Origin of the sequence: Thalassospira sp. ER-Se-21-Dark, assembly GCF_017922435.1 — a bacterium.
Taxonomy (GTDB): Bacteria; Pseudomonadota; Alphaproteobacteria; order Rhodospirillales; family Thalassospiraceae; genus Thalassospira.
In genome coordinates, this window is sequence record NZ_VDEZ01000001.1 from 1,057,421 (window position 1) to 1,081,845 (window position 24,425).

The 24,425-nt window shown below is 54.7% G+C and carries 23 protein-coding genes; 8 read left to right on the forward strand and 15 right to left on the reverse strand.

The features are described from left to right. The first annotated feature begins 137 nt into the window (after nucleotides 1-137). A complete protein-coding gene (locus tag FHI25_RS04800; protein WP_210515563.1) occupies nucleotides 138-2,213 on the forward strand; it encodes an ATP-binding protein in 2,076 nt (691 codons plus the stop codon). 100 nt (nucleotides 2,214-2,313) lie between these two features. Further along, nucleotides 2,314-2,787: a hypothetical protein gene (locus FHI25_RS04805; RefSeq protein ID WP_210515565.1), complete on the forward strand. Its 474-nt coding sequence runs from the start codon at nucleotides 2,314-2,316 to the stop codon at nucleotides 2,785-2,787. 79 nt (nucleotides 2,788-2,866) lie between these two features. On the opposite strand, the gene pheT is transcribed toward FHI25_RS04805, so the two are convergent. The 4 genes from pheT to rpmI form a co-directional block, all read right to left on the reverse strand. Then, nucleotides 2,867-5,275: a phenylalanine--tRNA ligase subunit beta gene (gene pheT / locus FHI25_RS04810; RefSeq protein WP_210515567.1), complete on the reverse strand. Its 2,409-nt coding sequence runs from the start codon at nucleotides 5,273-5,275 to the stop codon at nucleotides 2,867-2,869. A 4-nt stretch (nucleotides 5,276-5,279) separates the two neighbouring features. Further along, nucleotides 5,280-6,350 carry a phenylalanine--tRNA ligase subunit alpha gene (gene pheS / locus FHI25_RS04815; RefSeq protein WP_210515568.1) on the reverse strand — a complete coding sequence of 357 codons (1,071 nt, stop codon included), beginning with the start codon at nucleotides 6,348-6,350 and terminating at the stop codon, nucleotides 5,280-5,282. A gap of 114 nt (nucleotides 6,351-6,464) precedes the next feature. Next, nucleotides 6,465-6,821, reverse strand: a complete 357-nt coding sequence (rplT, locus tag FHI25_RS04820) for a 50S ribosomal protein L20 (RefSeq protein WP_008888574.1) — start codon at nucleotides 6,819-6,821, stop codon at nucleotides 6,465-6,467. Between the two features lie 17 nt (nucleotides 6,822-6,838). Further along, nucleotides 6,839-7,036 (reverse strand): 50S ribosomal protein L35, encoded by a 198-nt coding sequence (gene rpmI, locus FHI25_RS04825; protein ID WP_008888575.1) that lies wholly within the window; start codon nucleotides 7,034-7,036, stop codon nucleotides 6,839-6,841. 253 nt (nucleotides 7,037-7,289) lie between these two features. Here rpmI and FHI25_RS04830 point away from each other — a divergent pair, with 253 nt between their 5' ends. Beyond that, complete coding sequence (locus tag FHI25_RS04830) at nucleotides 7,290-8,240, forward strand: AEC family transporter (protein WP_210515570.1); 951 nt, start codon at nucleotides 7,290-7,292, stop codon at nucleotides 8,238-8,240. Between the two features lie 64 nt (nucleotides 8,241-8,304). Here FHI25_RS04830 and FHI25_RS04835 read toward each other — a convergent pair whose 3' ends face one another. The 4 genes from FHI25_RS04835 to FHI25_RS04850 form a co-directional block, all read right to left on the reverse strand. Beyond that, on the reverse strand, nucleotides 8,305-8,709 hold the full coding sequence (locus tag FHI25_RS04835; protein WP_008888577.1) for a response regulator: 405 nt from the start codon (nucleotides 8,707-8,709) through the stop codon (nucleotides 8,305-8,307). Nucleotides 8,710-8,760: 51 nt separating this feature from the next. After that, the gene (infC, locus tag FHI25_RS04840; protein WP_008888578.1) at nucleotides 8,761-9,276 is read right to left on the reverse strand and encodes a translation initiation factor IF-3; all 516 of its coding nucleotides are present in this window, start codon (nucleotides 9,274-9,276) and stop codon (nucleotides 8,761-8,763) included. 222 nt (nucleotides 9,277-9,498) lie between these two features. Beyond that, a complete protein-coding gene (locus tag FHI25_RS04845; protein ID WP_246878970.1) occupies nucleotides 9,499-10,509 on the reverse strand; it encodes a glycosyltransferase family 9 protein in 1,011 nt (336 codons plus the stop codon). Nucleotides 10,510-10,529: 20 nt separating this feature from the next. After that, nucleotides 10,530-11,762 carry a glycosyltransferase family 4 protein gene (locus FHI25_RS04850; protein ID WP_246878900.1) on the reverse strand — a complete coding sequence of 411 codons (1,233 nt, stop codon included), beginning with the start codon at nucleotides 11,760-11,762 and terminating at the stop codon, nucleotides 10,530-10,532. 189 nt (nucleotides 11,763-11,951) lie between these two features. On the opposite strand from FHI25_RS04850, the gene FHI25_RS04855 reads away from it, so the two are divergent. Then, nucleotides 11,952-12,611 carry an alpha/beta hydrolase gene (locus tag FHI25_RS04855; RefSeq protein ID WP_210515572.1) on the forward strand — a complete coding sequence of 220 codons (660 nt, stop codon included), beginning with the start codon at nucleotides 11,952-11,954 and terminating at the stop codon, nucleotides 12,609-12,611. A gap of 38 nt (nucleotides 12,612-12,649) precedes the next feature. Here the strand turns inward: FHI25_RS04855 and FHI25_RS04860 are convergent, their stop codons facing one another. The 5 genes from FHI25_RS04860 to tsaD all read right to left on the reverse strand — a co-directional run bounded on the left by FHI25_RS04860 (nucleotide 12,650) and on the right by tsaD (nucleotide 15,911). Then, nucleotides 12,650-12,985, reverse strand: a complete 336-nt coding sequence (locus FHI25_RS04860) for a Rieske (2Fe-2S) protein (protein WP_210515574.1) — start codon at nucleotides 12,983-12,985, stop codon at nucleotides 12,650-12,652. Next, a complete protein-coding gene (locus FHI25_RS04865; protein WP_210515576.1) occupies nucleotides 12,982-13,395 on the reverse strand; it encodes an EVE domain-containing protein in 414 nt (137 codons plus the stop codon). The genes FHI25_RS04860 and FHI25_RS04865 overlap by 4 nt, the downstream gene beginning before the upstream one ends. Before the next feature lie 3 nt (nucleotides 13,396-13,398). Then, nucleotides 13,399-13,677 (reverse strand): YciI family protein, encoded by a 279-nt coding sequence (locus FHI25_RS04870; RefSeq protein ID WP_008888584.1) that lies wholly within the window; start codon nucleotides 13,675-13,677, stop codon nucleotides 13,399-13,401. Nucleotides 13,678-13,779: 102 nt separating this feature from the next. Next, nucleotides 13,780-14,784 carry an NAD(P)H-dependent glycerol-3-phosphate dehydrogenase gene (locus tag FHI25_RS04875; protein WP_210515585.1) on the reverse strand — a complete coding sequence of 335 codons (1,005 nt, stop codon included), beginning with the start codon at nucleotides 14,782-14,784 and terminating at the stop codon, nucleotides 13,780-13,782. A 68-nt stretch (nucleotides 14,785-14,852) separates the two neighbouring features. Further along, nucleotides 14,853-15,911 (reverse strand): tRNA (adenosine(37)-N6)-threonylcarbamoyltransferase complex transferase subunit TsaD, encoded by a 1,059-nt coding sequence (tsaD, locus tag FHI25_RS04880; RefSeq protein WP_008888586.1) that lies wholly within the window; start codon nucleotides 15,909-15,911, stop codon nucleotides 14,853-14,855. A gap of 289 nt (nucleotides 15,912-16,200) precedes the next feature. Between tsaD and hemC the strand changes: the two genes are divergently transcribed. From hemC to FHI25_RS04900, 4 genes are read left to right on the forward strand one after another with little or no spacing between them, the layout of a single operon-like run. After that, complete coding sequence (gene hemC, locus FHI25_RS04885; protein WP_210515587.1) at nucleotides 16,201-17,145, forward strand: hydroxymethylbilane synthase; 945 nt, start codon at nucleotides 16,201-16,203, stop codon at nucleotides 17,143-17,145. 49 nt (nucleotides 17,146-17,194) lie between these two features. Continuing rightward, the gene (locus FHI25_RS04890; protein ID WP_349237965.1) at nucleotides 17,195-17,902 is read left to right on the forward strand and encodes a uroporphyrinogen-III synthase; all 708 of its coding nucleotides are present in this window, start codon (nucleotides 17,195-17,197) and stop codon (nucleotides 17,900-17,902) included. Nucleotides 17,903-17,959: 57 nt separating this feature from the next. Next, nucleotides 17,960-19,474, forward strand: a complete 1,515-nt coding sequence (locus FHI25_RS04895) for a mitofilin family membrane protein (RefSeq protein WP_210515591.1) — start codon at nucleotides 17,960-17,962, stop codon at nucleotides 19,472-19,474. Next, nucleotides 19,471-20,895: a heme biosynthesis HemY N-terminal domain-containing protein gene (locus tag FHI25_RS04900; RefSeq protein WP_210515593.1), complete on the forward strand. Its 1,425-nt coding sequence runs from the start codon at nucleotides 19,471-19,473 to the stop codon at nucleotides 20,893-20,895. The genes FHI25_RS04895 and FHI25_RS04900 overlap by 4 nt, the downstream gene beginning before the upstream one ends. Before the next feature lie 76 nt (nucleotides 20,896-20,971). Here FHI25_RS04900 and purH read toward each other — a convergent pair whose 3' ends face one another. Both purH and FHI25_RS04910 read right to left on the reverse strand, forming a co-directional pair. Continuing rightward, a complete protein-coding gene (gene purH, locus FHI25_RS04905) occupies nucleotides 20,972-22,549 on the reverse strand; it encodes a bifunctional phosphoribosylaminoimidazolecarboxamide formyltransferase/IMP cyclohydrolase (protein ID WP_210515595.1) in 1,578 nt (525 codons plus the stop codon). A gap of 344 nt (nucleotides 22,550-22,893) precedes the next feature. After that, entirely contained in the window at nucleotides 22,894-24,306 is a 1,413-nt protein-coding gene (locus FHI25_RS04910; protein WP_210515597.1) for a VOC family protein, read from the reverse strand. Nucleotides 24,307-24,425 lie beyond the last annotated feature (119 nt).

Below are 24,425 nucleotides of genomic sequence, written 5' to 3' on the forward strand. Positions count from 1 at the left end.
GAGATGTCAGGTGCATCACAAAACAAGCCTTTAACGCTTACATTCATTTGTTTGCATCCTTTTCAACCGCGCGAAAAGGTCTTAAATTTCAAGGTTGAGGAAACCATAACTCTGTCTGGCAGGGGCACGCCAATAACATGTTCATAATGTCAATCGAGCCATCCCTGTCCCGGCGCAGTCTTGTCAAGTTGCGCAAACGGCTTGCCGCCTTGACGCTGACGGGTGTGTTTGTCCTGCTGTTTTCCTTCTTTTTCATTCAGAAAACGCTTTATGACAGCGCGGTCGAACACGCCAGTGCCCAACTTGAAGCAACCGCCTTTCGGTTGGGATCGATGTTGTTGCTTCATAATGATGTCGACCTGCAAAAGATCGTGGCGGACAATTCCGATATTACCGTTGGTCTGCTTGATAACCAGCTTAACCAGATCAAGGGTTTTATCCCGCCGCATCTGATCGGCGATCTGGGCGACTATATCAGTACCCAACAAACTGATCGCGATTCCCTGGTCTGTGTTCACAGCAGCGAAGTCATGGTTCTGGCCTATAGCAAACTGCCACAAATCAACCGGATAGTGGTGGCCTATACGCCGCGCAGCGCGCTTTTGAATAACTGGCGCGATGCTTTTATCCTGCACGCGCTGATGTTTGTCATGGCGATGACCATTCTTTGTGGCCTGGCGGTCTGGTTGTGGCATCGCCTCAAACGGCAGCACATGCGTGCTGCCCATCTTGCCGAACATTTCAGCGATACGGAAAATACCTTGGCGGAATGCGGCTGTGCCGTGATCAGCTGGCCGGTGGAGACCACCGACGGAAAACTGACGGCGCAACTGAACTGGCCGGAAATCCTTGGTCCGACAGCGGAAAACATCGAACCGACCATGACGGATTTTCTTGACCGGTTGTCATCGGAATCCCGCACAAAGCTTCGCGGACCGCTGATTGACAATGTCTGGCAGGATGCCCGGATTGGCACGATGGTCGATATCCGCACTGCCAGAAACCAGATGCAGCGTTTCTATCTGATGGCGCATCGCTACAGCGAAGACAATCGGGAATTTATTTCGGTTTTGCTTCTGGAAACTGCGGCACAACAGGAACTGTGCCATCCGTTTGAAACCTACCTGCGCCATACGCCGGAACCAGCCATTGTGGTCAATCAGGACGGCATCCTTAAGGGGTTCAGCCCCGCCCTGGAAGAGCTGATGGGGTTGCCGGTGCATGACATCGTCAACAAACCTTTCTTTATGCTGTTCGTTCCCGAGGACCAACAAACCGCGATGACGGCCATGCGCCAGAAAAACGGCACTGCGACGATCAGTGATGGCAAATCAATCCTGCGCGTACTCGACCGCAAGGGCAATGTTCGCTGGTTGGCCTGGCATTGCGTGGGCCCGTTTGACGAGATGATCTTTTGCAGTGCGCGTGATGTGACGGAGTTTGTCGAAAATGCCAACAAGCTGCGCGACACACTTGATCAGCTCAAGCGCAGCAACGAAGACCTCGAACAATTTGCCTATGTGGCGTCCCACGATTTGCAGCAACCACTGCGCATGGTCGCCAGCTATACGCAACTTCTCAAGCAGCGTTACAGCGGCAGCCTTGATCAGGAAGCCGACGAATATATCGACTTTGCTGTCGATGGTGCCAAGCGCATGCACAAGCTGATCAGCCACCTCCTTGAATATGCCAAGACCGGTACGCGCGAAGATTTCGCACCGATTGACTGCAATCAGGTGCTAAACGAGGCGCAAGCGGACCTCAAGGACGTGATTGGCCGTGAACATGCGACCATCACCCATGACGATCTTCCGACCGTCAAAGGTGACCGGATTGCCTTGTCGCGGCTATTCCAGAACCTTTTATCCAATGCCATCAAGTATCGCCGCCCCGGCGTATCACCGCATATTTCCATTACGGTCGAACCCGACCCGGTGATGCGCGACTATTGGCGTTTTTCAGTCCGCGATAACGGCATTGGCATTCACCCCGAACATGCACAACGGATTTTCCGCCTGTTCCAGCGCCTGCATAAGGACGAGTTTTCCGGAACGGGACTTGGCCTGTCTCTGTGCCGCAAGATCGTTGAACAGCATGGCGGCCGCATCTGGCTTGATACCAGCCGACCGCTCAGTGACCCGGGCACGACCATCATCTTTACGCTTCGGGTTTACCACGCCGAGGCATCACGCATTGGGCAAAACAATCCTTGAACGGCTCAGTACATGGCAGCATGGCAAGCATATTGCTTGAGACTGAGAGTTAGACGGGCAGACAGGTAAAAGCTGCCCTGTGCCTGTTATGGAGCGTTAGATGTTCAAGACCATGATCCTGTCCCGCCCTGTATTCAAATCTGTTCCGGTGATGCTGGCCCTTTTGGCGCTCAGCGCATGTGGATCAGACATGCGCACCATGAATGACAGCCACATGCAGAAACTGGCTTTTTATTTTGCCGAACATGAACCGGGCGAGCCGCTGCCGCGGGGGTGGCGCCGGCTGGATGGCGCTGAAATCAATTACCGTTTTGCAAACGAAACATATGCCGTCTATTCAATTGACGAGGATGAACAGCTTCTGGTCATGCATCTTTATGACGATGGTACAGGTCGAATGGAAGCCGATGATGATCGTGAACGTTGTGAATGGAACAGCATGGTCGATCAGCTGACCATCGAATGCGACGACACCGATATGGAATGGCATGTCTTTACCAATGGGCCGGATCTGATCGCGCTTGATCTGGATGAGGACGAATACGCCATCCTGCGCAAACGCCCCGGTCGGTAAATTTGACCGATGGTCCACAAACAAAACGGGCTGCCCAACATTGGAGCAGCCCGTTTTTATTCGTATCTTTGGCGAAAGATCAGGCGCGTAGAGAGCCACCCGTGGCTTTTTCAACCGCTTCGACAACCTTTTTGCAGACCGCTTCGATTTCTTCTTCGGTCAGGGTTGCCTTGGTCGGCTGCAAGATGATCGAGAAGGCGAGTGACTTTTTGCCATCCTCAATCCCCTTGCCAGCATAAAGGTCAAAGATCGTCACATCCGTGATCAGATTGCGATCGGCACCTTTGGCGGCCTTGATGATCGCCTCTGCCTTCACACCTTCATCAAGCAGGAAGGCAAAGTCACGTTCGACCGACTGGAAGCTTGATGCGTTCAAGGCAGGACGGGCCGTGCCCTTTTTCTTTGGCATCGGAACGTTTTCAACAAACAGTTCAAACGCGACAACGCGACCTTTGACGCCAAGCGCCTTAAGCACCTTCGGATGCAATTCGCCGAAATAGCCCAGAACATTTTTCGGACCCAACTGCAGGGCTGCCGAACGGCCCGGGTGATACCATTCCGGCGCACCATCGGTATTGACCTGAACATTGGCGGCACTGGTACCCAGTGCTTCGATCAGGGCTTCGGCATCGGCCTTAACATCAAACACGTCGACATCACGACGCGAACCGGTCCAGCTGCGCTGAGTTGTTGCACCGGAACGCAAGCCTGCGGCCACCAGACGCTGATCGCCCGGCTGATCGCCAAAGAATTCCGGACCAACTTCAAACAGCGCCAGATCGGAAAAACCACGGGCCTGGTTACGACCGGCCGCCGCAATCATGTTGATCAGGGCGTTCGGGCGCATGATATCAAGGTCGGAACTGATCGGGTTCGCCAGATACAGACCGTCTTTGAGTTCACCAAAGAGTTTGGCCCAACGCGAGTCGGTAAATGACCAGGTCACGGTTTCATAAAGACCGCGCGATGCCAGAACTCGGCGGGTCAAACCAACACGTTTCTGGAACGGCGACAAGGCCGGAACCGGCAGGCTGGTCTCACGTTCCAGCGGGACAGTCGGGATTTTGTCATAACCGACAATGCGCAGCACTTCCTCGACCAGATCGGCTTCACCGATGATGTCCGGACGCCAGGTCGGTGCGACGGCGTTAATAACCGGTGCAGAACCGCTAACCTCAAAGCCCAGCGATTTCAGGATTTCAATCGCACGATCTGCTTCAACGGCAACGCCGCCCAGCTCACGAATACGATCAATTCGCAGATCAAAGGCATTGCGCGGATTTGGTACTTCGCCAGCCTTGACGACATGGGATACTTCACCCCCACAGATCTCGGTGATCAGATGGGTGGCAACTTCGATGCCCCAGGCAACCGACTGCGGATCAACGCCACGCTCAAACCGATAGCGCGCATCGGAATTGATCTGAAGCTTACGACCGGTCTTGGCAATGCTGATCGGATCGAACAGTGCGCATTCGACAAACACATTGGTCGTTTCTTCAAGGCAGCCAGTTTCTTCACCACCGATGATGCCACCAATGCCCAGTGCCTTTGCCTGATCGGCAATCACCACCATGGAGTCGGAAAGCGCGTATTCCTTGTTATCAAGGGCTGCGATCTTTTCGCCATTGGTCGCATAACGCACATTGATGTCGCCCGACAGTTTGTCGGCATCAAACACATGCAGTGGACGACCAAGGTCATGAGTCACTAGGTTGGTGATATCCACCAGTGCGGAAATCGGACGCAGACCGATGGCTTCCAGACGGGCTTTCAGCCATTCCGGGCTTTCGGCGTTTTTCACACCGCGGATGTAACGGCCATAGAAGGCCGGAACTGCATTGTTGGTGTCAATATCGCCGCTAATCGTAACGCCAATCGGGCTGTCAAACGCACCAGTAACCGGCTCTTGGCGCGGATCGGCCTTAAGCGTTCCGATGCCCGCAGCCGCCAGATCGCGGGCGATCCCGCGAACACCGGTGCAATCCGGGCGGTTCGGTGTCAGACCGATTTCAAGGATCGGATCATCCGCACCAAGGACAGACGCAACCGGTGCACCGATTTCAGCATCTTCAGGCAGTTCGATGATGCCGTCATGGTCTTCACCAAGGCAGAGCTCACGGGTGGAGCACATCATGCCCTGACTTTCAACACCACGGATTTTGCCCGGTTTCAGTTTGGAACCATCAATCGGAATGATCGCGCCCGGCTGTGCCAATGCGACCTTAAGTCCCGTACGGGCATTCGGCGCACCACAAACGACCTGAATGATCTTTTCGCCGGTATTAACCCGGCAAAGCTTCAGGCGGTCAGCATCGGGATGTTGGCCTGCTTCTTCAATGTGGGCGACACGGATGTCGGCAAGGGCTGCCGCGCGGTCGGTCACGCCTTCGATTTCAAGACCGATATCGGTCAGTTTTTCTGCAACCACCTCAATCGACGCATCGGTATCAAGGTGCTGTTTCAGCCAATTCAGTGTGAATTTCATTATCTCAGCCCCTTACCATGTTCGGTACATCCAGCGGCACGAAACCATAATGTTTCAGCCAGCGCAGATCGGTATCGAAGAAGGTGCGAAGATCGGGAATGCCGTATTTCAGCATGGCGATACGTTCGATCCCCATACCAAAGGCGAAGCCTTGATATTCTTCGGGATCAAGGCCGCAGGCGCTCAGCACGCGCGGATGAACCATGCCGCAGCCAAGAATCTCCAGCCAGTCGTCGCCTTCACCAATCTTGAGCTCCCCACCTTTGCGCGAACAACCGATATCCATTTCGGCACTCGGCTCGGTGAACGGGAAGAAACTTGGACGATAGCGGACCGGCACATCATCAAGTTCGAAATAGGTTTTGACGAACTCAAGCAGGCAGCCCTTGAGGTGACCCATATGGGTTTTCTTGTCGATGACCAGACCTTCGACCTGATGGAACATCGGTGTGTGGGTCATGTCGCTGTCAGAGCGATAGGTACGACCCGGCGCAATGATGCGGATCGGCGGAGTTTTCGACTGCATGGTCCGGATCTGCACCGGCGAGGTGTGCGTTCTCAGCACAAGGCGCGAACCATCTTCCTGTTCGGGCAGATAGAAGGTGTCCTGCATTTCACGCGCGGGGTGTTCCGGCGGAATGTTCAGCGCGGTAAAGTTATGGAAGTCGTCTTCAACATCCGGGCCTTCGGCCAGGGCAAAGCCCATTTCGCCAAAGATCGAGACGATTTCATCAATCGTCTGGCTGATCGGGTGAATGCGGCCCGCGGTTTCATCCGGACGCGAGGACAGGGTGACGTCAATCCGCTCGCCCGACAGACGCGCCTCGAGGGCAGCATCCTCAAGGGCAGTTTTACGGGTTTCGATTGCGCCAGCGACCTGGTCCTTGACGGCATTAAGCGTCTGACCAAATTCACGACGCTGGTCAGGGTTCATCTTGCCAAGGTTTTTCATCAGGCCGGTAATGCGGCCTTTCTTGCCAAGGGCGCTGATACGGACGTCTTCAAGGGCTGCCAGATCCGCTGCCTTTTCGACTTCCGCCAGAACCTCTTCGCGCAATGCTTCGATGTTTTCCATAACTTCCGACGCTTTGGCTTGGGTTTAAAATTCACAAAAAGAAAAGGGACGGCCAATATGGCCGCCCCTGATCAAATCAGGCAAGTGCCGATGAAACCTTTTTACAAAGGTTTATCAGTCCAGTGCAGCCTGCGCCTGGGTGACCAGAGCTTTGAAAGCTTCCGGCTCACGCACTGCGATGTCGGCAAGAACCTTACGGTCCAGTTCAACACCAGCCTTTTTCAGGCCATTCATGAACTGGGAATAGCTCAGACCGTTCTCACGTGCGCCAGCGTTGATACGCTGAATCCAGAGCGAGCGGAACTGGCGTTTCTTAACGCGACGATCGCGGTATGCATACTGCAGACCTTTTTCCACAGCCTGAACGGCGGTGCGGAAAGTATTGTTGCGGCGACCGCGGTAACCCTTGGCAGCCTTAATAACCTTGCGGTGACGAGCGTGTGAAGACACGCCCCCTTTTACACGAGCCATTTAACTCTCCTTCAACCTTAACCGTACGGCAGGAATTTTTTGACGATGCGGGCATCTGCGTCACAGAGGATCTCCGTGCCACGTGCCTGGCGCTTCATCTTGGTCGGTTTCGCAGTCAGAAGGTGGCGCTTGTTTGCCACGTTGTGACGGACTTTCCCGCTGGCGGTCAGGCGAAAGCGTTTTTTCGCACTCGCTTTGGTCTTCATCTTGGGCATTTTTCTATCCTTGCAAAAGCAATGAAAACGAAATCCCCTACGGCGGCTGGGCATGCCCTGAAGGATCTATATAAACCTTCCAGCCTCACCACCTGTTTTGGGGACGGGTGGTTATAGACTCCGACTTTACCTTTTTCAAGGGCCAATTCAGCCCTTTCCCCTTGCTTTTTGGGACATTGAGCCGCCATTGTGCGCAGGCACCACTTTTTCAGACCCAATCCATCATCGCGCATTTTGCCATCTGACTGATCACATGTCGCAAATCACATCAATCATTTTGCCATTCTTTGCACTGATCGGTCTTGGCTGGATTGGCGGCAAGTTCAAGATCGTATCACCCGACGGTATGCGCGGCATCAACGGGTTTGTGTTCTATTTTGCACTGCCCGCCCTGTTGTTCAAGGCACTTGCAACCCGAAGCCCGTCAGAGATTTGGCAGCCTGACATCATCCTCGCCTATGGCGGTGGTACTCTTGTGGTTTATGGCATTTCGCGGCTCATCGCCTCGCGCGTGTTCGATCTTGATCCGGCCAGCCAGACGCTGTTTTCCTTTGCCGGAACCATGGGCAATGTCGGCTTCATGGGGCTCCCGCTTATCATCGGTTTGCTTGGCCCTCTGGCGACTGTGCCGCTGATCGTCGCGCTCGCAGTTGATTTGATTGTGATGTTGCCGCTCTCCCTTTTGTTGCTGGAAGGGACAAAGCACGCAAAGGGCAGCCATCCGACCGGCAAGATCATAAGAGGCACCCTGACGAACCCGGTTGTACTTGCAATTATCATCGGCGTGCTTGCAAGTTTGCTTGATCTGGATTGGCCCGACGGCGTTGACTACTTGCTGGACTTGTTGGGGCAAAGTGCAGGTCCGGCGGCATTGTTTGCCATTGGCGTTGCGCTGGTTGGGCGACCAATTGCCGAAAAGCGCGCCGAACTTGCCACCATGTCGGTTGCCAAACTGATTGTGCACCCCATTGCAGTATTTATCGGGTTTTGGATTGTTGGCTCAGCAAGCGGGCTTGAAACAAAGGCCGTCTTATTACTGGCAGCCCTTCCAACAGCGGGAAATGTGTTCGTGATAGCAACGACCTATGACCGCTATATCGTGCGAAGTTCCTCGATCGTGCTGGTAACCACCGCACTTGGCGTCGTCAGCTTCTCTATGTTCTCGGTCTATATTGAGACGATTGTCGGGTGGCTTGGCCAGTAAAAGGGGCACAACAACCTGAGTTCAGAAAGAATGGCCGAAAACACAATTAGGCTTCAGGCAACGGTCAGATTGCGGTCTTGATGGTATGTGCCCGACCGATCCATTTTTCGATTCGGCTCATAAGCTTTTCACGATTGATCGGTTTCAGCACGAAATCATTGCCGCCGGCGGCAACACCACCCCGCAGGTCTTCTTCACCCTGTCGCGCCGTGACATAAATGATTGCACAGGCCAGATCGGGGAACTGGGTCCGGACATTAATCGCGGTCTCGAACCCGTTCATGTCAGGCATCATGATATCCATCAGGATGATGCGCGGACGTTTGGTCTTGAGAAGTTTAAGAAGATCCTTGCCAGAGGAAACACCCTGAAACGTAAACCCGCCGCTTTCGACGATTCGTTTCAGGAGAACCAGACTTTTGGGGTCATCATCGACGCCCACGATCAAAAGATCATTTCCGACTGGCATGGCATTCCCTCTTTGGCTTGAACCTTGGGGTAAAAGGCAAAACGCCGCGTCTTAACGCGGCGCCAGTACCATAATCATAACACGACCTTCCATCTTTGGCATCATCTCCGGTTTTGCGAGGTCCTCGAGGTCCCCCGAAAAACGCTGAAGCATGCCAAGACCGAGGTCCTGGTGAGCCATCTCACGTCCGCGGAAACGCAACGTGACTTTCACCTTGTCTCCACCGCCAAGAAACTTCTGCGCAGCACGCAGTTTGACGTTGTAGTCATGGATATCGATGTTCGGACGGAGTTTGATCTCCTTGACCTCGATAACCTTCTGTTTCTTTTTGGCCTCGTTCTGCTTCTTGCTTTGTTCGTATTTGAACTTGCCGTAATCAATCAGCTTGCAAACTGGCGGCTCGGCATTCGGAGCGACTTCGACAAGATCAAGTCCAGCTTCCGCTGCCATTTCAATGCCTTCACGCACCGTCATCGGGTCGGACATGTTGCCTTCAGAGTCAACAACACAGATGGAACGGGCTTTGATATCCTCATTGACGCGCGGACCTTCCTTGGTCGGCTGCATCGGTTTGCGTGGTCGTGCTATGGATAATCTCCTATGGTCATCAAACAAATCGGTTAGAAACAGAAAAACACGCAAGGACGTTCAGGGATGTTTTCCTTGAAACCTGACCTAGCATATCCACGTGCGTTCAGAAAGCAATGATTTTAGGCAATTACAGCGCCCTCAAAGCGCCATTTTCCGCGCCTTTGTCCGAGATCGCCAAATCAGACAAATCCTGCAATCCTAGTCGGTTAGATCAAGGCGCTCACGAATGACATCCATCACCCGGTTTACCGTCAATTTTCGTAGATCACTCTCGCGTATAATACTGACTGCATTGGGAGAGTGCCCACGGGGTGCGCAGCGCTTTGGATCGGACTCACGTGAAAACAAAACCACTGATGGCGCTCCGGCCGCTGCTGCAATATGCATTGGACCGGTATCATTGCCAATCGCCAGAACCGAACGCGCTGCAAGCGATGCAATATCAAGAAACCCGGTACGCCCCATCAGATTGCGTGCCTTCGGGCACATCTGATCAATCCGGTTCAAAACATCTGCTTCGCTATCGGTTCCGATCAAAACCGGGGTCAAACGGTAATCGGCCAATTTCTTGGCAAGAAGACCGAACCGCTCAGCTGGCCAGCGTTTCGCCGGACGGTGCGGTGCTCCGCCGGGGCAGATCAGAACAAACGGGCTTCGAATGCCAAATCGGTCTAGGTCTATATCGGGCCCTGAAATGTATGGTGCTGGAACATCCTTGATACCGGCATCAGCAAGCTGGTCCGCATGTCGATCAATCGTATGCATATTTGAGCGCTCAGGATTGGCATGCGGATGCGAGCAGCCACGCGCAATCCCTGACCATTCCGGCTTGGGTCCCGGCCAAAACAGTTTATAATAAAAGCCGGTCCGGTCGGACGTCTGCAGATCATAAACCCGGTCAAAATTACCGTTCCGAAGAAAACGTCGCAGCGCCAAGACTTCACGCACTTGAATCAGTTTTGGGCGACGGTCGATTGCGATCGAATCAAAAAATCCGCTGGCCTTCATCAGATCAACATAAGGCCGCGTGGTCAGCACCGTGATATGCGCATCTGGATGGGCGACACGGATGGCCGCAAACGGACCCATCGCCAAGACAACGTCGCCAAGCGCAGAAAGTTTGATGACAAGGATGCGTTTGCGCTTGGACTCTTCCGTCCCTTCCACAGGCTGTTCATCAACCCAAAAATCATCAGGATTCACGGACATGCTTTCGGTTTTATTTTCGGTCATGCAGCGTTCCTGATGACCCGTTTCAGCGCCTTGGCATAGACATTTAGTGTCCGCTCGGCCATTTGTTCCAAAGAGAATTCTGCAATTACATGATCGCGGCCCTTAACGGCAAGTTTGGCGCGCTTTTCGGGTGTAAGGCTAAGAACCTGAACCAAAGCACGGGACAATTGATCAACCTCGCCTGGACTGACCAACCATCCTGTTTCGCCCGGAAGAACCGTTTCCATTGCACCACCATGCGCCGTCGACACAACCGGTCGCCCCATTGCCTGCGCTTCAGAAGGAACACGGCCAAAAGCCTCTGGTTCCATTGATGGGCAGGCAACGACATCCGCCAGCATATAGGCTGCTGGCATATCATTGCAGTGATCTACAATATGGACGATGTCTTCCAACCCAAGCTTGCGAGTCTGGCTCAAGATCTCTTCGCGATAACCTGTCCGCCCTTGATCCGATCCGACGATCAGACATCGTACTTTGCGATGGCCAAGTTGTTCAAGAACGGCGGGAAGCGAGCCAATTAGGAAGCTATGCCCCTTCCAGCGCGTGATACGCCCCGGCATCATGATGACATATTCCTCACCATTCAGGCGCCATTGGTTGGAAAGCGCAATCAGACGTTCTTGACTGACATTTTCCGGATTAAACAGATCCACATTCGTCCCACGCGGCACGATATTGAGGCGATCCGGATCGACCTTGTAGTATTTGTTGATGTGGTTGGCGATATGCTTGGAAATCGCAATCACCTGATCACCCATGGTCATGATCGCGTTATAGCGGCGCTTGAACGGGTTGTTGTATCCTGAGTAGGTGCCGTGGAAGGTCGTCACAAACGGAATGCCGGTCTTACGCGCCGCAAAATACGCACTCCAGGCCGGGGCACGTGAACGGGCGTGAATGATATCGACACCCTCTTCACGGATAAGTTTGACCAATGCATCGATATTCTTGCGCATGGTCAGGATGTTCTTAGATTTAAGCGGCAGGGTGATGTGCTTGGCACCAAACCGATCAAGTTCGCGTTCGAGCCGACCGCCCTGGGATGCGACAAGGGCCTTGCCACCACCATCGACAATCGCGCGCGCGATATCAACTGTTCCGCGCTCCACACCACCCGCATCAAGTTCGGGAAGCACCTGTAAAATAACGGCAGGCCGATAGTCCCCACCTTGCGCTTGGGGCTCTGATCGATAGACTGTTTCTGTCATTACTTCTGACGCGCTCATGCAACTCCAACCATCAACACCCAAGGACATACGCCCCGGATGACACATGACCTGCCGACGCCACAGCCTGCAAAGCCCGAATATCTCAACCGTCCAGATGGCTTAAAAATCGCATACCATCATACTCCGGGCAAGCAATCTGACATACAGGTGCACAATACACCCAGTGTAATGTTTCTCGGCGGGTTCATGTCAGACATGACCGGCACCAAGGCAACCCACCTTGAGGCGCACTGCATTCGGCAGGGGGTGGCTTATACCCGCTTTGATTACACTGGTCACGGACAATCGTCGGGCAAATTTGCCGACGGCACCATCGGGCAGTGGGCACGTGATGCCATTGCAGTTCTTGATGAAATCACCTCTGGCCCGCAGATTCTTGTCGGTTCTTCGATGGGCGGCTGGATCATGCTTCTCGCAGCCCTCGCCCGACCGGAACGCATTGCCGGATTGGTTGGCATTGCTGCTGCCCCCGACTTTACCGAAGACCTGATGTGGGCGCAGTTCAGCGAAGAACAGAAAAAGACCATTATGGATAAAGGCGCGCTGATCGAGCCGACCGAATATGGCGATGATCCATACACGATCACTCGTGATCTGATTGAGGATGGCCGCAATCAGCTTTTATTACGCAAGCCGATTGATCTGAAATGCCCAGTCCGACTGGTTCAGGGCATGCAGGATCCTGATGTGCCGTGGCAGACAGCGATCCGCCTGACCGAGGCGCTGGTATCCGAGGATGTCCGCGTGGATTTGATCAAGACCGGTGATCACCGCCTTTCGGAGCCAGATCAGCTTGACGTGATCACCAAACATATCGACGAAGTGATCGCAAAGACGTCGGGATAATGCTCCGTCTCGCATAAATTACGTATGGCGATAGACGATCAGGCCAGAACGACCTGATCGTCTTTTATTTTCACCGCAACCGGCTCAAGCATATCACCCGCGCACGGGCCGGATACACATTCGCCGTCCTCGATCCGAAACCGTGCGCCATGGGTCGAACAGATGATTTCATCGCCAAAGTCGCTGATGAATTCATCTGGTTCCATATCCAGCGGCACACCGATATGCGGACAGCTGTTGATATAGCCAAAGACGTCATCGCCACTACGGACAACAAAAATACCGGTACCACCAAGATTAAGGCCTTTGGCACCGGTGGCATCAAGATCGCTGAGCGCGCACAGCACCGTGCCGGGCGCAGGCAAATCACTCATGGATCGACCCCGCCCATCTCGCAGATCGCCACCCAAGACGCGTCATCAATTGGCATGACCGATAGACGCGATTGTTTGAGCAAGGCGAGATCGGAAAAGCGCTGATCGGCCTTGATATCGGCAAGGGTAACCGGCGTTTTCAACGGTTTGACCGTTTCGAAATCCACCTGAACAAACTTACCCTTTTCATCGGTCGGATCCGGGTAATATTCGCGCACCACTTGAACAATCCCGACAATGCGTTTTTCATTGACCGAGTGATAAAAGAACGCCTTGTCGCCGATTTTCATCGCGCGCAGGTTCTTGGCTGCCTGATGGTTACGCACACCATCCCAGCCTTCGACACCCTTCTTGACCTGATCGTCCCACGACCAGCTTCCCGGTTCGGTTTTGACCAGCCAATACGCCATGGATCAGAAGACCTTCTTGAACGGACGAATAACAACGGATTCGAACAGGCCAGCCTTGGCATAAGGATCATTGGCAGCAAATTCGCGCGCGTCTTCGATGGCATCAAACTCGATGATAAAGACCGAGCCGTTCATGCCTTCCATGTCGGGATCAAGGGTCGGACCAGCTGCAACGATGCGATCAGCAAAACCGCCCTTGATATAGGCCAGATGGTCTTCGCGATTGGCCTTGCGCACATCAAGGTGGCCGGGCTTGTCAACACAACGGATGTAGAAATGCATGAACGGTTTCCTGCTTCTTTATGGGTTCAATATTCATAAATTGACAGAAGCCCCGCGCATTCTCAAGCCGAACTGCGCGGTCAATAACCGCAAGGCCAGAATTTAATCGGCGTTTTCAAGCTCATCACGGAACGGGCGCTGCAACAGGGCATTGATCGTGCTGCGCAGATCCGCATCGTGATTGGCAACCTGATCAACCGCCGCACAGATCGGCATTTCGACACCATATTTTCTGGCAACAGCGGTGATGGATGCCGCGGTATGCACGCCTTCGGTCACGGACCGGCGTTCGGCCAGAATGTCCTGTGCCTTGCGACCTTCGCCCAGTGCGACACCAAAGGTGTAATTGCGTGATAACGTCCCGGTGCAGGTCAAGGTCAAGTCACCAAGACCGGCAAGTCCCAGCATGGTTTCAACCCGACCCCCCATGGCAACCGCCAGACGCGACATTTCAGCAATACCACGGGTAATCAGGGCTGCACGGGCGTTGTCACCCAATTTCAACCCGGCCACCACGCCACTGGCAATCGCCAGAACGTTCTTGATCGCGCCAGCCACCTCAACACCAGCGACATCGGTACTGAAATAAGGACGGAATTCCGGCGTGCCGATCAACTCCACCAGGCGTTTACCCAGGGCACGATCCTCACAAGCCAGCGTGATTGCGGCTGGCAGGCCGATCGCAACCTCCTTGGCAAAGGTCGGCCCTGACAGAACTGCCACCGGCACGTTTCCAAGGGTTTCGGAAACCACCTGTGCCATCAGGGCACCGGTTTCCTTTTCAATGCCCTTGCAGCAAATTACCGCCGGAAGCGGATCTGGCCAATGCGATGACAATTTGATCAGGGTTTCACGCAAATGCTGTGCCGGCGTCACCAGCAAAACCGCATCAGAATCACGCAGACCTTCGTAATGCGTAGTGGCCCGCAAGGCGCCCGGAAGCTCTATACCCGGCAGATAAAGATCGTTCTCACCTTTGGTGTTGATCCGGTCGGCCAGTTCTTCGTTGCGCAAAATCAGTTCAACGTCTTCGCCAGCCCGCACAGCCTGCACAGCCAGAGCCGTTCCCCAAGCACCGCCACCCACAACTGTAATGCGCTTTTTCATGATGTTTGTCCGGCAAAAATGAAGTTGTTTCGAGGATCGGCAAATACGTCAAACGCGGCAGATGGGCCTTACGCCTTGACCCCGGCACCCGGGCGCTTGGGGGCCTCAGGATCCAGTGGCCAGCGCGGACGCGGCTTGAAATCAAGATCATCACGCTCACCCAGACGGAACCGCTCCAACCCGGCCCAAGCAATCATCGCTGCATTGTCGGTGCAAAGATGAAGCGGCGGTGCGACCAGTTCCATCCCGGCCTGATCGGTCAGTTCCACCAGACGTCCACGCAGATACTTGTTGGCCGCAACCCCGCCGGCAAGCACCAGCGTTTTGCCGCCGGGGTAATCCCGCATGAATTCAAACACGGCATTGCGCGCGCGATCAATCAGGGTATCACCCACCGCGCGCTGGAAAGATGCCGCAAGGTCGGCCTTGACCTCATCAGTTTGTTGTTCGACCGGGAAGCCATCCAGATAAGTCCGAACAGCTGTCTTGAGACCCGAGAAGGAGAAATCGCACCCTGGCCTTCCACGCAATGGGCGCGGCAAACCAAACCGGTTCGGATCACCCTTGGCCGCGATCTTTTCAAGCGCCGGACCACCGGGATAGCCTAGCCCCATCATCTTGGCGGTTTTGTCAAACGCCTCGCCGACCGCGTCATCAATGGTGGTGCCGATGCGCTTGTACTTACCAACACCCTCGACAATCAGGACCTGACAGTGCCCACCGGACACCAGCAACAGCAGATAGGGAAATGCGACGTCGTCGGTCAAACGCACAGTCAGCGCGTGACCTTCCAGATGATTGACGGCAAGAAACGGTTTTTGGGCGGCAAAGGCAATCGCCTTGGCTGTCATGGTACCAACCATCACGCCACCGATCAGCCCCGGCCCCCCGGTGCAGGCCACGGCATCAAGATCATCAAAATCAACACCGGCATCATCCATGGCCTCGGCCACCAGACGATCAAGATGTTCAAGATGGGCACGCGCGGCAATTTCCGGCACCACCCCACCATAGGGTCGATGATCGTCAAGCTGAGACAACACACGGTTTGCAAGAATTTCGCGCTTGTCGTTCACGACAGCAGCGGCCGTTTCATCACAGCTTGTTTCGATACCCAGAACGATCATGATCCTGATCCGTTTTACCAACTCTGCCGACACGGACGGCAATCGGAATCCTATTACAGGTGTGACGATGATGTAGCGGAAAGTTCCTGCGCTTTCCACCCCCGTGCAGCGCAAGTGCCATATGCAGTTATCGCGCTTCACGAAGGCAGCGAAGATTTTGAACCGCGACCTAAATCAATGCAGCCCAGTTTCGAGCGATTACAATACCCGAAAATTCAGCCTTTTGCCGGTGGCAACAGGCTGCCCGCAGACCTTGTTTTTAAACAGTTTTAAGACTAAGACTTCACTCATGACAGATATAGCAAAACTTCGCATCGGCACCCGCGGTTCGCCCCTGGCTTTGGCACAGGCGCATGAGGTCCGTGACAAACTGGCAAATGCCCATCCGGAACTTGCCGAGGAAGGCGCAATTGCCATCACCGTGATCACCACAACCGGCGACAAGATCCTAGATCGTGCCTTGTCGGAAATCGGCGGCAAGGGACTGTTTACCAAGGAAATCGATGATGCCCTTCTGGGTGGCGAGATCGACCTTGCTGTTCACAGCATGAAGGATGTGCCAACTGTTCTGCCCGATGGCATGATCCTGCCAACCATCCTGCCACGCGAAGATGTCCGCGATGCATTTATTTCGCTGAAATATAAAAGCTTTGCTGAAATGCCCGCCGGGTCCGTAATCGGATCAGCCAGCCTTCGTCGTCAGGCCATGATCCTGAACAAATATCCCTACCTCAAGGTCGTGACATTCCGCGGGAATGTGCAAACCCGTTTGCGCAAACTCAGCGAAGAACAGGTTGATGCCACACTTCTGGCGATGGCAGGCCTGAACCGTTTGGGGCAGCCTGACATCGCCACAGCCCCGATTTCCGAAGACGATATGTTACCAGCGGTTGCGCAAGGCGCCATTGGCATTACCATCCGCGAAGATGATGCACAGTGCAAAAAATGGCTTGCTGCGCTTCATTGCGAAACCTCTGCCATTCGCGTGGCAGCAGAACGTGCAGCGCTTAAGGCACTTGATGGGTCATGCCGCACCCCGATCGCAGCACTGGCAGAGTTTAAGGATGATGGCAGCCTACGCCTGCGTGTATCGATTGTGCGCCCGGACGGCAGCGAACGCCTTGATACCGAACGCATGATCGCCAAACCGGATATCGCAACGGCGATGGCGGCTGGCACGGATGCCGGTGAAGAGCTCAAACAGCGTGGCGGACCAGATTTCATTTCCGCCTGACGAGAATCAGTACCCTAGGCAACACACAGGGACGCAGATGGGACCCTTGGTGCTAAATACCCGGCCCGATACCGACTCTGCCGACCTTTTGGCAGCGCTTGATAAGCGCGGCTATCGTCACCTGTCTGCGCCAATGCTGAATATTGTCATTCCAGTGCCGACAAGCCCGCTTGATATCAAGAAATACCAAGCGGTGATTTTCACATCGGCGAACGGGGTACGGGCATTTGCCAAACTGACCGGGGATCGGTCACTTCCGGCGTATTGTGTTGGTGACGCGACAGCCAGAACGTGCGCCGCATTTAGCTTTGATGATGTTTATTCGGCAAATGGTGACATCAACGATCTGGCAGCGTTAATTCGCAAAAAAGTTGATCCTGCACATGGACCACTTTTCCATCCAGCCGCACGTAAAACGGCAGGTGATCTTGGCCAGATGCTTTTGACTGATGGATATAACGTCGATCGGCAAAACGTTTATGAAGCACAAGAAAGCAATTCGTTCCCAGAAGACGTTTTAGAGGCGCTTCGCAATCATCATATTGAAGCTGTTTTATTTTTCTCTCCCCGCACTGCGGAAACCTTTGTTAAGCTGGTCCGCAGCTATAAGCTGGAAAGAGACTTGTCGGGAACAAGCGCGATTTGCCTAAGTCCGGCGGTGCAATCGAATATATCCGATCTTACATGGTATAGAACACGCGTTGCATCACAACCGACACAAGAATACCTTCTTTCCGAGCTAGGGTCCCTGTCGTAATGGCTTCCTGCGCCTGACGCCGTCTTGGGAATAACCGCAAACTGCAATGGTCTGATCGTGAAAACACCAGAAACGCCAAAAACCAATGCTTCCGCAAAATCGGCCGACACCAAAGAGTCGTCCGACACCATTTCCGTAGATAGCAAAGGCAATGCGAAATCGTCGGCCAAAGCGGCCGATACCGGCACAACTGCCAAATCCAGCGTGCCAAACTCAGGCACGGTCAAATCTGGTGACACCACTGCGAAAAAGGACGGCAGCCCTGCGGACAAACCCGCAAGCAGCACAACTGCCGCAGCAACCGATACGTCAAAATCCGACACCAAAGCCGGTGACGATAAAAAGACATCCACAACAAAATCGAGCGCGCCCGCAAAACAGAAAAGCGGTGGTGGCAAAGCGCTGTTTTTGTTTGTGATTATTATCGTCGGTGCCCTGGCAGCAGGCTGGCTGACACGCGCAATCTGGTGGCGCGATGCAGAACCGGTTCTGACCCAGTATGTACCAAGCGACATTCTTGCCGAAATCGCACCTGAGGGCTACGGCCCGGATGCAACCAATGGCAGCGAGATTACAGTCACCAACACCCCGTCAGACAATGGCTCATCTGATGGTGCAACACCTCCTGCGCCCAACGAAGATGCCGGTATGGCCGAAAAGGATGACGGCGTGTTGGCAACCGAGGGGATGCTTCCGACTGCTACGGATGAAAGCGCCTCGACCGCGAACTCCCAGCCCATACCGGATGGATCTGTTGTCATTGATCCGGACCTGACCGAACGCCTTTCGCGTTTGGAAGGCACCATTGATGCGCTTCGCGAACGTCTGAACAACGAACGTGGCGATACGCTGAACAACACAGTTGCACGCCGCATGGCCGAGATCGAAACCCGTACCGCCCCGATTGAGGAACTGGCACGGGTCGAGAGCGAACTGGCTGGTGTCGCCAATGAAATGCGTGAGCTGTCTGCCCGCCTGTCGACCATGGAGGAAGAAATCCGCGCAACCAGCGGTCTGCGGGTTGAAAGCCGCGGTCAGGCCATTGCCATGGCTGTTACCATTCTGCGTGATGCCCTTCAGCGTGGCGGGCCGTTTGTCATTGCCCTGAACCAGCTTGAACGCAGTGCAGGCGATGACGAAGTCATTGCAGAACAGATCGCCACCCTGAAACCGTTGGCAGATCAAGGTGCACCGACCCTTGAAAAACTGCGCCAGTCCTTCCCGGCGATGGCACAGGAAGCAGTTGCGGCCGCCACGGATGATCATTCGGGCAGTGTCCTTGATGCGACTTGGGCCAACATCAAGAAGCTGGTCCCGATCCGGCGTGTTGATGCCGCAGGCGAAGAGTCGCTTGAAGGTCGTCTGGTTCTGGCGGAAAACGCGTTGGCGCAGGATGATCTTGATGCCGCCGTTGCCGCCCTTAAGGGGGTCGAAGGCGATCACGCTGCGGCGGCGGTAAGTGACTGGCTTGAGGCTGCCGAAAACCGTCAGACCCTCAATCAGGCAATTGCGACGCTGAGTTCACACGCGATTACCATTCTAACCAGTACAAGTTCGGAGGGCAGTCAATGATCCGCCTTCTGATCTTTATCCTTATTACGGCAGCACTGGTTTTCTGCACCGTCTGGTTTGCCGATAACCCGGGCCGCATGACGATTGTCTGGCTAGGATATCGCTTTGACGGATCGATTGGCATGGTCGCGCTGGGCCTCTTGGCGCTAACCGCCGTGCTCGTCCTGCTGTGGCGGGGCTGGACGATCATTGCCAATTCCCCGGGCTGGCTTGGCCGTCTGCTCGGCAGCCGTCGTCGCAAGAAAGGCCAGCAAGCCCTGACCATGGGACTGCTGGAACTGGCGTCAGGCGATGTGCGCCAGGCGCTGAAACATACCCGTGCGGTCGACCGGTATCTTGAAGATGATACCTTGACCCGGCTTTTGACAGCACAGGCGGCAGAATTGGACGGCAACAATGACGCTGCCAAGCGCCAGTTTGAAGCCATGCTGGAAAAGCCCGACTCCGCGTTCTTTGGGCTGCGGGGCCTATTGCAATTGGCGTTGAAGGCCAATGACCGCGAAGCCGCCCTTGATTATGCAGAACGGGCACACCGACTGCGTCCACGCAATCCAGCGGTCATCGTGACACTGTTTGACTTGCTGCTGACCTCAAGACGCTGGGATCGGGCGCTTAGTCTGTTGGTTGATGCAGAAAAGGCCGCCGTCTTTAGTGAAACCGAACTGACCCATCGCCGTGCGCTTTTGATCACGGCCAAGGCAGAAGACGCGATTACCGAAGGCGAAAACGCAGAAGCCACCAAGCTTTTGCGCAAGGCGCTGAATTCTGCACCCGACTTTACCGGTGCGGCTGTGCTTCTGGCCGGGCTCTATCGTGATCTGAAACAGGATAGCAAGGCACGCGACGTCGTAATGCAAAGCTGGCGCACAGCACCGTCGGCAGCTTTGGGTGCGATTTTCCGCGAAACGCTGACCGGCGATCCGTTAGCAAAAGTCAAAGCAGTCGAAAAACTCGTCGCGACAAACCCCGGTCATGTCGAAAGCCAGATCGTTCTGGCCGAAGCAGCGCTTGAAGCCGATCTTTGGGGTATTGCGCGCGGCAACCTTGAAAAGGCCATGGCAACCAAGGCCGAAGCCCGGCATTATCGGCTGTTGGCCGATCTTGAACTGCGTGAAAATCAGGATGGCGCGAAGGCCCGTGAACTGCTGATCAAGGCAAGCCATGCCAACCCGGATCCGGATTGGCGTTGCGGGGCCTGTGGGGCCGAAACTGACCGCTGGGTTGTTTCCTGCCCGTCCTGTCATTCCTTTGGCAGTGTCAACTGGCGCGCGCCGCTTCGTGTTCATCAGGATGACGCCGCCAAGGAAAACGCAGAACCGGAAACCGCAAAACCGTCTGCGATTACACAGACTGGCGTCCTGATTGATCAGGATACAGACTCGGATGAAGCCAAAGATGGCAAGGCAACCGTCCAAGCCTGATGTTTCGTTCTGACGATATCAACACAAAACCCCGCAAGGACGCCTTGCGGGGTTTTGCTTTTAAAGTCCGAAAGGCCTAGTGGCGGAAATGACGCATGCCGGTAAAGACCATGGCAATGTCATTTTCATCGGCTGCGGCGATGACTTCTTCGTCACGCATCGAGCCGCCCGGCTGGATCACTGCGGTTGCACCCGCCTTTACCGCGGCCAGAAGACCATCGGCAAACGGGAAGAACGCGTCCGACGACACGACTGAGCCCTGGGTGCGCAGATCGCCCTCGCCAGCATTCTTGCCAGCTTCTTCGGCTTTCCATGCTGCAATGCGCGAGCTGTCGACACGGCTCATCTGACCGGCACCGATACCAACAGTCTTGCCGTCTTTGACATAGACAATGGCGTTTGATTTGACATGCTTGCCAACGCGGAAGGCAAACAGAAGGTCATCAAGCTCTGCCTCGGACGGCTTGCGCTTGGTCACGACCTTAAGCTCTTCGCGTTTCACGCGACCCGCATCGCGGTTCTGAAGCAGGTAACCACCCGCAAGCGAACGCAGGGTCATGTCTTCACCTTCCGGATCAGCCATGCCACCGGTGACCAGAAGACGCAGGTTTTTCTTCGCTGCCAGAACTTCCTTGGCCGCGTCATCGGCATCCGGGCAAATCACGACTTCGGCAAACAGTTTGGCGATTTCTTCGGCCGTCTGTTTATCGAGGGTACGGTTGACCGCAATGATGCCGCCAAAGGCCGATACCGGATCACAGGACAGTGCCTTGTTATAGGCATCAATCAGGCTGTCACCCTCGGCAACGCCGCACGGGTTGGCATGCTTGATGATCGCAACAGCCGGCTTTTCATCGAATTCGGATACCAGTTCGAACGCGGCGTCGGTGTCGTTCAGGTTGTTAAACGACAGTTCCTTGCCCTGCAGCTGGGTCGCGGTGGCCACACCCGGGCGGTTTTTGCCGTTGGTATAGAACGCAGCCTGCTGATGCGGGTTTTCTCCATAACGCAGCGTCTGTTTCAGTTCGGCAGAGACATTCAGACGCTGCGGGAAGGTTTCGCCAAGTTCACCTGCAAACCAGCTTGAAATCGCCGAGTCATATGCACCGGTGCGGGCAAAGGCCTTGGCCGCCAGAACGCGGCGGGTTTCAGCGGTGGTGGCACCACCATTGCCCTTCATCTCGGCAACAACACGATCATAATCGGACGGATCGACAACCACGGTGACCGACTCATGGTTCTTGGCCGCAGAGCGGATCATGCTTGGCCCGCCGATATCGATATTTTCGATGCAGGTGTCGAAATCGGCACCCTTGGCGACGGTTTCTTCGAACGGATAAAGGTTCACACAAACCAGATCGATTGGGGAAATGTCGTTATCTTCCATCGCCTGCATATGGCTGGAAAGAGAACGGCGGCCCAGAAGGCCGCCGTGAATCTTCGGATGAAGAGTCTTGACACGACCGTCCATGATTTCGGGAAAACCGGTGTGATCGGCAACTTCCTTGACCGGCACGCCAGCGGCTTCAATCGCCTTGGCAGAGCCACCGGTTGAGAGGATTTCAACACCCTGTGCGTGGAGGGATTTGGCAAATTCAACCAGACCGGTCTTGTCAGAAACGGAAATAAGCGCGCGCGCAATACGAGCAGTCATTGGGTTCGCTTTCATGCATCAATGTGATGAAGGTTGCGGACCCATTGATGATATATCGGCCCACAAAATCAGGAATGCGCATGGCTGCTCGTGCATGCGAAATGAAAGTGTGCGGGCAAAACGGCCTTTAAAAGGGATCGGAAAAAGGTTTATCCAATCCGAGCCGACACATGATCAATGAGTCCGAACCATGTTTCGCGCGGAGCTTTAGCATGTGCGACGCAAAATGTGGACCCCGAATTCTTGCATGGCGGCTTTTAACAGTCAGGCCAGCAAACCTTGTCGTGCAGCAAAAAACGGGGCGGCATCGCTGCCACCCCGTTCCGGTTTTACCAAGTGTCGGATCAGGCAACGTTTTTACGCACACCCAGTGTTTTGAGCGCATCATTAAGTGAGGCCTGCTCAAGCCCGGCATAAAGCGCAAGTTCGTCGCTAACCGGCGCACCAAGGCATTCTTCGAACACATCCTGGTTGGATTGTTCTGAATAGTTTTTCTGCTCGTCACTACCAAGATTCGATTGGAAAATCCCGGCAGCACTGACCGGCAGGAAATCCTCGTAAATGATCGGGTCGGCGCGCAGATATCCCTTATCGACCAGTTCATTGATCGCGGTTGCCGGATCAATATCGACTTTTTTTACTGCATTCAGACCAGCCTTGGTCGGGCTATAGCGGAAGAAAGCCAGCTTTTCGACGCGCAAGGTCTCATAATCATCCGGGAAGGCTCGGAAACGCTCTGCCAGTTCGGTCTCATAATCGCGCGCATTCGACCCACCGGCATTGATCTGCACCGCATGACGGGTTGCGGCCAAGAGCGTGTCATAAAGCTTGCGGCCCTCGGCGGTCAGGGCAATGCCGCGCTGTTCTATCTCGCCAAAGCGGGCGGTATGGGTGCCGAGTGTTTCATCACGACGATCACCGATAAAGTTCACCCGTTCTTCAAGCGCCTTGAAGCTGGTCTGGCGCAGCAGGATCGGGCAAGACCGTGCCGGTGGGCCTTCGACAATTGCCTTGGGCGTAATGCCGCGTTTGGGCATGTCTTGCTGCACGGCGTCGATATCAAGGGTGCGCGGCGTCAGGTGGTTAATATGCGGCCCCTTGAAGCAGACCACATCGGCAATCAGGCGATGGGCGTCATGAAGTTTCCGATAGGTTTCAAGCGTTACGGTCGCATCACTGTGCCAGCGGAAAGTTTCCAGTGCCTCGGCAACAAATTGCTCGGCCTGTATACGAGTCAGGCCGCCATTCTTCTCTGCCAGATAAATCAGCTTAAGGGCATCCGCGGTGAAGATGTCGCGCTTTGCCAGAATGCTGTCCGCCTCATTGCGCAGATCTTCGTCTTCAATCAGTTCAAGACGCAGCAGAGAGGTAAAGACGCGGAACGGATTGCGTTTAAGCGCTTCCTCATCTATCGGGCGAAATGCGGTTGAATGCACCGGCACACCGGCAACAGACAGATCATAATAGCCGACCGGATGCATGCCCATGACAGCAAACAGGCGGCGCATATTAAACAGCTCTTCCGGTTTGCCGAGGCGGATCGCGCCGTGGCGTTCAAGGTCGATACGCTCAAGCTCGCCATTATATTCAAGGCTGTCGGCAAGTTTGGGATCGGCTTCCAGTTTGTTCTGATTGATATCGGAAACCAGCTCCATCAGGGTGCCGTATTGCGGCACTTCACTGCGATACATGTCGGACATCGCGCTGGAAAACATCGAACGAATTTCATCGGGATGGACAAAGGCGTCTGTCGACATGGGGCCTCCAAAAGACGGGGTCATATTGAACCTGTGGAATGGCCTTATTCGGCAAGATCATTCCCGTTCATCATCAGGGTGGCAAAATATGGTCCGGTTTCGGGCATGACAAACGACAA

Coding starts and splice junctions, on each gene's coding strand:
- purH (WP_210515595.1), bottom strand. CDS start 22,549: ATGACTGCTCGTATTGCGCGCGCGCTTATTTCCGTTTCTGACAAGACC.
- pheT (WP_210515567.1), bottom strand. CDS start 5,275: ATGAAATTCACACTGAATTGGCTGAAACAGCACCTTGATACCGATGCG.
- FHI25_RS04865 (WP_210515576.1), bottom strand. CDS start 13,395: ATGGCGTATTGGCTGGTCAAAACCGAACCGGGAAGCTGGTCGTGGGAC.
- FHI25_RS04850 (WP_246878900.1), bottom strand. CDS start 11,762: ATGAGCGCGTCAGAAGTAATGACAGAAACAGTCTATCGATCAGAGCCC.
- FHI25_RS04875 (WP_210515585.1), bottom strand. CDS start 14,784: ATGAAAAAGCGCATTACAGTTGTGGGTGGCGGTGCTTGGGGAACGGCT.
- infC (WP_008888578.1), bottom strand. CDS start 9,276: ATGCAGCCGACCAAGGAAGGTCCGCGCGTCAATGAGGATATCAAAGCC.
- FHI25_RS04870 (WP_008888584.1), bottom strand. CDS start 13,677: ATGCATTTCTACATCCGTTGTGTTGACAAGCCCGGCCACCTTGATGTG.
- FHI25_RS04860 (WP_210515574.1), bottom strand. CDS start 12,985: ATGAGTGATTTGCCTGCGCCCGGCACGGTGCTGTGCGCGCTCAGCGAT.
- tsaD (WP_008888586.1), bottom strand. CDS start 15,911: ATGATCGTTCTGGGTATCGAAACAAGCTGTGATGAAACGGCCGCTGCT.
- FHI25_RS04855 (WP_210515572.1), top strand. CDS start 11,952: ATGTCAGACATGACCGGCACCAAGGCAACCCACCTTGAGGCGCACTGC.
- FHI25_RS04900 (WP_210515593.1), top strand. CDS start 19,471: ATGATCCGCCTTCTGATCTTTATCCTTATTACGGCAGCACTGGTTTTC.
- FHI25_RS04910 (WP_210515597.1), bottom strand. CDS start 24,306: ATGTCGACAGACGCCTTTGTCCATCCCGATGAAATTCGTTCGATGTTT.
- FHI25_RS04830 (WP_210515570.1), top strand. CDS start 7,290: ATGTCGCAAATCACATCAATCATTTTGCCATTCTTTGCACTGATCGGT.
- hemC (WP_210515587.1), top strand. CDS start 16,201: ATGACAGATATAGCAAAACTTCGCATCGGCACCCGCGGTTCGCCCCTG.
- FHI25_RS04800 (WP_210515563.1), top strand. CDS start 138: ATGTTCATAATGTCAATCGAGCCATCCCTGTCCCGGCGCAGTCTTGTC.
- FHI25_RS04805 (WP_210515565.1), top strand. CDS start 2,314: ATGTTCAAGACCATGATCCTGTCCCGCCCTGTATTCAAATCTGTTCCG.
- rpmI (WP_008888575.1), bottom strand. CDS start 7,036: ATGCCCAAGATGAAGACCAAAGCGAGTGCGAAAAAACGCTTTCGCCTG.
- pheS (WP_210515568.1), bottom strand. CDS start 6,350: ATGGAAAACATCGAAGCATTGCGCGAAGAGGTTCTGGCGGAAGTCGAA.
- FHI25_RS04835 (WP_008888577.1), bottom strand. CDS start 8,709: ATGCCAGTCGGAAATGATCTTTTGATCGTGGGCGTCGATGATGACCCC.
- rplT (WP_008888574.1), bottom strand. CDS start 6,821: ATGGCTCGTGTAAAAGGGGGCGTGTCTTCACACGCTCGTCACCGCAAG.
- FHI25_RS04845 (WP_246878970.1), bottom strand. CDS start 10,509: ATGTCCGTGAATCCTGATGATTTTTGGGTTGATGAACAGCCTGTGGAA.